This is a genomic window from Actinomadura logoneensis (assembly GCF_003428695.1).
Classification (GTDB): Bacteria; Actinomycetota; Actinomycetes; order Streptosporangiales; family Streptosporangiaceae; genus Spirillospora; species Spirillospora logoneensis.
Genome location: NZ_QURH01000825.1, coordinates 1 through 4,858, shown reverse-complemented (window position 1 = coordinate 4,858; position 4,858 = coordinate 1). Strand labels below are relative to the sequence as shown.

5 protein-coding genes are annotated in these 4,858 nt (G+C 73.2%); 1 reads left to right on the top strand and 4 read right to left on the bottom strand.

The window, feature by feature from the left end; all coding sequences use genetic code 11:
- The 4 genes from DZF91_RS28235 to DZF91_RS28220 form a co-directional block, all read right to left on the bottom strand.
- Positions 1–578 (bottom strand): hypothetical protein (locus DZF91_RS28235; protein ID WP_407920947.1); only part of this gene is annotated, 578 nt, incomplete at its 3' end.
- Between the two features lie 3 nt (positions 579–581).
- Positions 582–1,685, bottom strand: a complete 1,104-nt coding sequence (locus DZF91_RS28230; protein WP_117360164.1) for a hypothetical protein — start codon at positions 1,683–1,685, stop codon at positions 582–584.
- Positions 1,686–1,804: 119 nt separating this feature from the next.
- Positions 1,805–2,866, bottom strand: a complete 1,062-nt coding sequence (locus DZF91_RS28225) for a hypothetical protein (RefSeq protein WP_117360163.1) — start codon at positions 2,864–2,866, stop codon at positions 1,805–1,807.
- Positions 2,867–2,951: 85 nt separating this feature from the next.
- Complete coding sequence (locus tag DZF91_RS28220; protein ID WP_117360162.1) at positions 2,952–4,112, bottom strand: FAD-dependent monooxygenase; 1,161 nt, start codon at positions 4,110–4,112, stop codon at positions 2,952–2,954.
- Between the two features lie 107 nt (positions 4,113–4,219).
- On the opposite strand from DZF91_RS28220, the gene DZF91_RS28215 reads away from it, so the two are divergent.
- A complete protein-coding gene (locus tag DZF91_RS28215; RefSeq protein ID WP_117360161.1) occupies positions 4,220–4,786 on the top strand; it encodes a TetR/AcrR family transcriptional regulator in 567 nt (188 codons plus the stop codon).
- The last annotated feature ends 72 nt before the right edge of the window (positions 4,787–4,858 follow it).

The window sequence follows — 4,858 nt, the reverse complement described above, 5'->3', positions numbered from 1 at the left end:
GTCGCGAGCACCGCGCCGAGCCCGTCCGGCCGGGCGCCGGCGACGGCGTCCAGGCTCTTGCCGAGGCCCGCGTTCAGCTCGGCCGCCACCCGCAGCCGCTCCTCCTCGACCGCCGCCAGCGCCAACGTCATCCGCGCCGCGGCGCGCCCGTCGATCCGCGCGACCAGCCGCGCGAGCCCGGCGACGATCACCGCGCTCAGCACGGCCGTGAGCGCGACGTCCACGACGTGCGCGGGCGGTCCGCCGCGCAGGGCGGCCAGCGCGAACGCGCTCAGCCCGACGGCCGTGGCGAGCCACGTCCGGCCCGCGACGACCAGCGCCCCGCCGACCATCCCGACGAGCCCGACCGAGACCCAGCCGGGGACCGTGCACGCGTAGCCGCAGAACGCCAGAACGCCGAGGTCCCGGACCGTCCAGCCGCGTTCGAGCGAACGCAGCCAGACGGCGAGGACCCCGGCGCACAGCACGCCCGAGGCGGCGAGGACCGCGACGGGCCGCCCGACCGCCGTCGCCGCGTACAGCCCGCACAGGCAGGCCAGCAGCGCACCGGCGACGATCCGGGCTCCCCGCGGTCCCATCGGTCAGGAGAACTTCAGCAACTGGCCGGACGAGCTGGTCGTTCCGCCGGACTTGCCGATCACGGACGTGATCGAGGTGGCGAACGTGACGCCGGTCCCCGGGACGTGCGCCAGCATGGTCAGGAAGGGCCGCCCCGTCGGGTGCGGAGGCCGGACCGTGCTCCACTTGCCCGTCTTCGAGCGGTGGACGAACACGCCGTTGCCCTTGGCGTCCTCGGACACCGCCCAGAGGCCGCCGTAGCCGTCGAGCGACAGCCTGCTCAGGCACCGGGTGCCGGGGGCGGCGGACTTCTTCCAGCCCTTGCCGTTCCAGTGCAGCAGGTAGTTCGGGTTCTTGGCCCCGTACTTGCAGCCGAGGCCCCACACGCTGCGGGGGGAAACGGCGAGGAGCCCGAAGACCATCACCCCGACGTTGGTGTAGGTCCACCTGCGACCGTCGAACCGTCCGACCGTCTTGAAGTCCTTGCCGGGTGCGGCGTCGCGCCCGTAGGTCCACATGTTCGTGGCCGATGTCGCGCTGACACCGTCGGGCATGAACGTGCCGGTCTTCACGGGCTTCCATGTGCGGCCGTCGTAGTGCCACGTGCCGGAGCCGGGCGCGGCCACGCCCGCGCCGAAGACCCAGACGTTCTTGGAGCTGAACGCCTTGACGGAACCGGGGTGTCCCGGCAGGTCGCGCTTCACGACCGACCAGCGCTTGCCGTTCCAGTGCAGGACCGCGTTCGGGCCGTCGCCCGGCCCTTCGCCGGGGCTGCTGACGGCCCAGGCGTTCGAGGGGGACACGATGGAGGCGTCCCACACGTTGCCGTCCAGGCCCTTGGGCAGGGCGACGTACTTCCAGGTCTTCCCGTTCCAGTGGTACGAGAACGGAACGACCGCGGGCTTGGTGTTCGGGCGGTAGCCGGACCCGAACGCCCAGCCGTCCTTCTTGGACGCGATGGTCACGGTGTTCATGTCGGACAGCGAGGTCGGGTGGACGTTGAGCGCGATGCGCCAGGCATGGCTCGCCGCGTCGGCGGACACCGGCACCGCGACGACGGCCGCGAGGGCCGTCGCGGCGACGAAGATCGCCTTCAGGGGGGCGGGCGCCTTCAGGGGGTTGAGCAAGGAGTGCTCCTGCGGATGGCCCCGAAAAAAGGGGCGAAGGGGGGTGAGTGCCGCGATCTTCTCACGGGACCATCCGCGTGATCAGCCCGTTTACGGGCCTCCCACCGCGCTTTCGCCGGTCAGGAGAACTTCAGGAGCTGGCCGGACGAGCTCTTCCACGAGCCGACGACGCTCGTCGAGACGGCGAAGGTGACGCCCGTGCCGGGGACGTGGGCGAGCTGGACGGGACGCGGTGTGCCGGACGGGCGCGGGATGCGGACCGTGCTCCACTTGCCGGTCTTCGAGCGGTGCAGGAACACCCCGGCGTCCCGCGACGAGAACCAGGCGCCGCCGTAGCCGTCGAGGGCGATGCCGTCCAGGCATGCCGTGCCGGGCGCGGCGGACTTCTTCCAGCCCTTGCCGTTCCAGTGCAGCAGGTAGTTCGGCTTCTTGGCCCCGTACTGGCAGCCGGTCGCCCACACGCTGGTGGACGAGACGGCGAGGACGGCGCTGACGTCGACCCCGACGTTCGTGGTCGTCCACCGGCGTCCGTCGAAGCGTCCGACGGTCTTGAAGTCCTTGCCGGGCGCGGTGTCGCGGCCGAACGTCCACATGTTGGTGGACGACGTCGCGCTGACCTTGTTCGGGGTGAACGTGCCGGTCTTCACGCGCGTCCAGGTGCGGCCGTTGTAGTGCCACGTGTCGGAGCCCGGGGCGGCCATGCCCGCGCCGAAGACCCAGACGTTCTTCGCGCTGAACGCCTGGACGGACGACGGGCGCCCCGGCAGCCGCTTCACGACCGACCAGCGCTTGCCGTTCCAGTGCAGGACCGCGTTCGGTCCCTTGCCGGGGGATTCGCCGGGGGTGCTGACGGCCCACGCGTCCGAGGGCGACACGCTGGACGCGCCCCGGACCTGGCCGTCCAGGCCCTTGGGCAGGGCGACGTACTTCCAGGTCCTGCCGTTCCAGTGGTACGAGAACGGCACCATCGCGGGATTGGCCTTCGGGTGGTACGCGTTTCCGAACGCCCACCCGTCCTTCTTGGACGCGACGGTCAGCGCGTCCATCTCGGTGCGCGAGGTGGGGTGGAGGTTGAGCGCGATGCGCCAGGCGTGGGTGGCGGCGTCGGCGGACGCCGGCACCGCGACGACGGCCGCGAGGGCCGTCGCGGCGACCAGGGTCGCCTTCAGGGGGTTGGGCAAGGAAGTGCCTTCGGGACGGCCCCGTGAGGGGCGGGGGGTGTGAGTGGCGTGATCTTCTCACGGGACCGTCCGCCGGACGAGCCGGTCACTCCCGGGTGGCGAGCTCCGAGATGCGCATGGCCATGGCGCGGTGGACGGGCGGCAGCCAGTCGAGGGTGCGCAGGAAGGTGTTGCGGAGGTTGCGCAGCGCCGGGTTGCCGACGGTCGCGACGCGGGTCATCCGGTCGGTGAGCGAGACGACCTCCTCGGCGACCGGGCGGCGGGCGGCCTCGTAGCCGTCCAGGGTGTCCGGGGACGCGCCGTCGCGGAGCACGGCGGCGAGGCGGTGGCCGAGGTCCACGGCGTCCTGGATGCCGGTGTTCATGCCCTGGCCGCCCGCCGGGCTGTGCACGTGCGCGGCGTCCCCGGCGAGGAACACCCGGCCCTCGCGATAGCGGGCGGCGAGCCGGTGGTGGACGCGGAACCGGCTGCTCCACACCACCTCGGTGACGCGGGCGGGGTGCTCGCGCGGGCCGCGCGCGTCGAGGATCGCCTGGACGTCGGCGGCGGTCGGGTGCTCGGGGGCCTCGGCGACGGTCGCGACGACGCGGTGCCGCCCGCCCGGCAGCGGCGCGACGACCGTGACGCCCTCGCGGGAGAAGAACAGCATGACCTCGGGCGCGGACGACGCCCAGTCCAGCCGCACGTCGGCGAGGACGAACGACTCGGCGTAGGTGTCGCCCTCGAACGGGACGCCGATCTGCTCGCGGACGACGCTGTGCATGCCGTCCGTCCCGACCGCGTACCGGGCGCGGATCTCGTGGCCGCCCGCGAGGACGCCGGTGACGCCGTCCGCGTCCTGCCGGACGGCGGTCAGCTCGTGCGGGCGCAGGACGGCGCCGCCGAGCTCCTCCAGCCGCCGCAGCAGCAGCTCCTCGGTGACGTTCTGCGGGACCAGCAGCGCGTAGGGGAAGTCGGTCGGCAGGTCGCCGAAGTCGATCGTCAGCAGCACGCGGTCGCGCTCGCGGACGGTGAACCTGGGCGCGGTGATCCCGGCCGCGACGAGCTCGTCGGCGATCTTCAGCTCGCGCAGCACCTCCAGCGTCCGGGCGTGCACGACGGCGGCCCGCGAGGTGTTCAGGCCCGCCGTGAGGCGATCCACGAGGACGGCGTCCACCCCCCGGTCGCGCAGCGACGCGGTGAGGGCGAGTCCGGCGGGTCCGGCTCCGGCGACGAGCACCTCGGCGGCGGTGGGAAGAGCGTTCACGGGGGTCTCCCAGGGTTGCCCATGGCTGTTCGCCAACACTTGGTGGCCAACACATGGTGGCAAACTTGGGCGCGTTTGCCAACAGTTGTTGACCTACAGTTGTCCGCATGGCTTTCACCGAACGCTCGGCGCGGACCCGGGCCGAGATCCTCGCCGCCGCCCAGCGGGCCTTCGCCGCCGAGGGCTACGAGCGGGCCACCATCCGCTCGATCGCGGCGGACGCCGGCATCGACCCGTCCATGGTGATCCGCTACTTCGGCAGCAAGGCCGCGCTCTACACCGCCGCGTCCACGATCGACCTGGCCGTCCCGGTGCTGGCGGACGACCCGGAGGACGCCGCCGCCTCGTACGTGCGCGCGATGCTCGACCGCTGGGAGGGCGGCCGCAACGCCGCCGAGGCCGTCCTGCTGCGCGCCGCGCCCACCCGCCCGGACGCGGCGGCCCGGGTGCAGGAGATCTTCGACCAAGAGATCGTCCCGGCGGTGCGGGCCGTCCGCCCGGACGACCCGCACGTGCGCGAGCGCGCCGCGCTGCTGCTGAGCCAGAGCCTCGGCGTCGTCTACTGCCGCTACCTGCTCGGCATCGAGCCGCTGGCCTCGATGGACGTCGACACCCTCGCGACCCTCGTCGCGGACGCCGTCGCCGGCCACCTCACCGCCGCGCTCCCGGACTGACCGCGCCCGACCCCCGACCGGATCCCGCCCGGCCCGCGCGACCGGCCCGCGCGACCGGCCCGCGCGACCGGC

Bases quoted from the DNA above. Each gene is read 5' to 3' on its own strand.
- DZF91_RS28215 (WP_117360161.1), top strand. From the start codon at position 4,220: ATGGCTTTCACCGAACGCTCGGCGCGGACCCGGGCCGAGATCCTCGCC.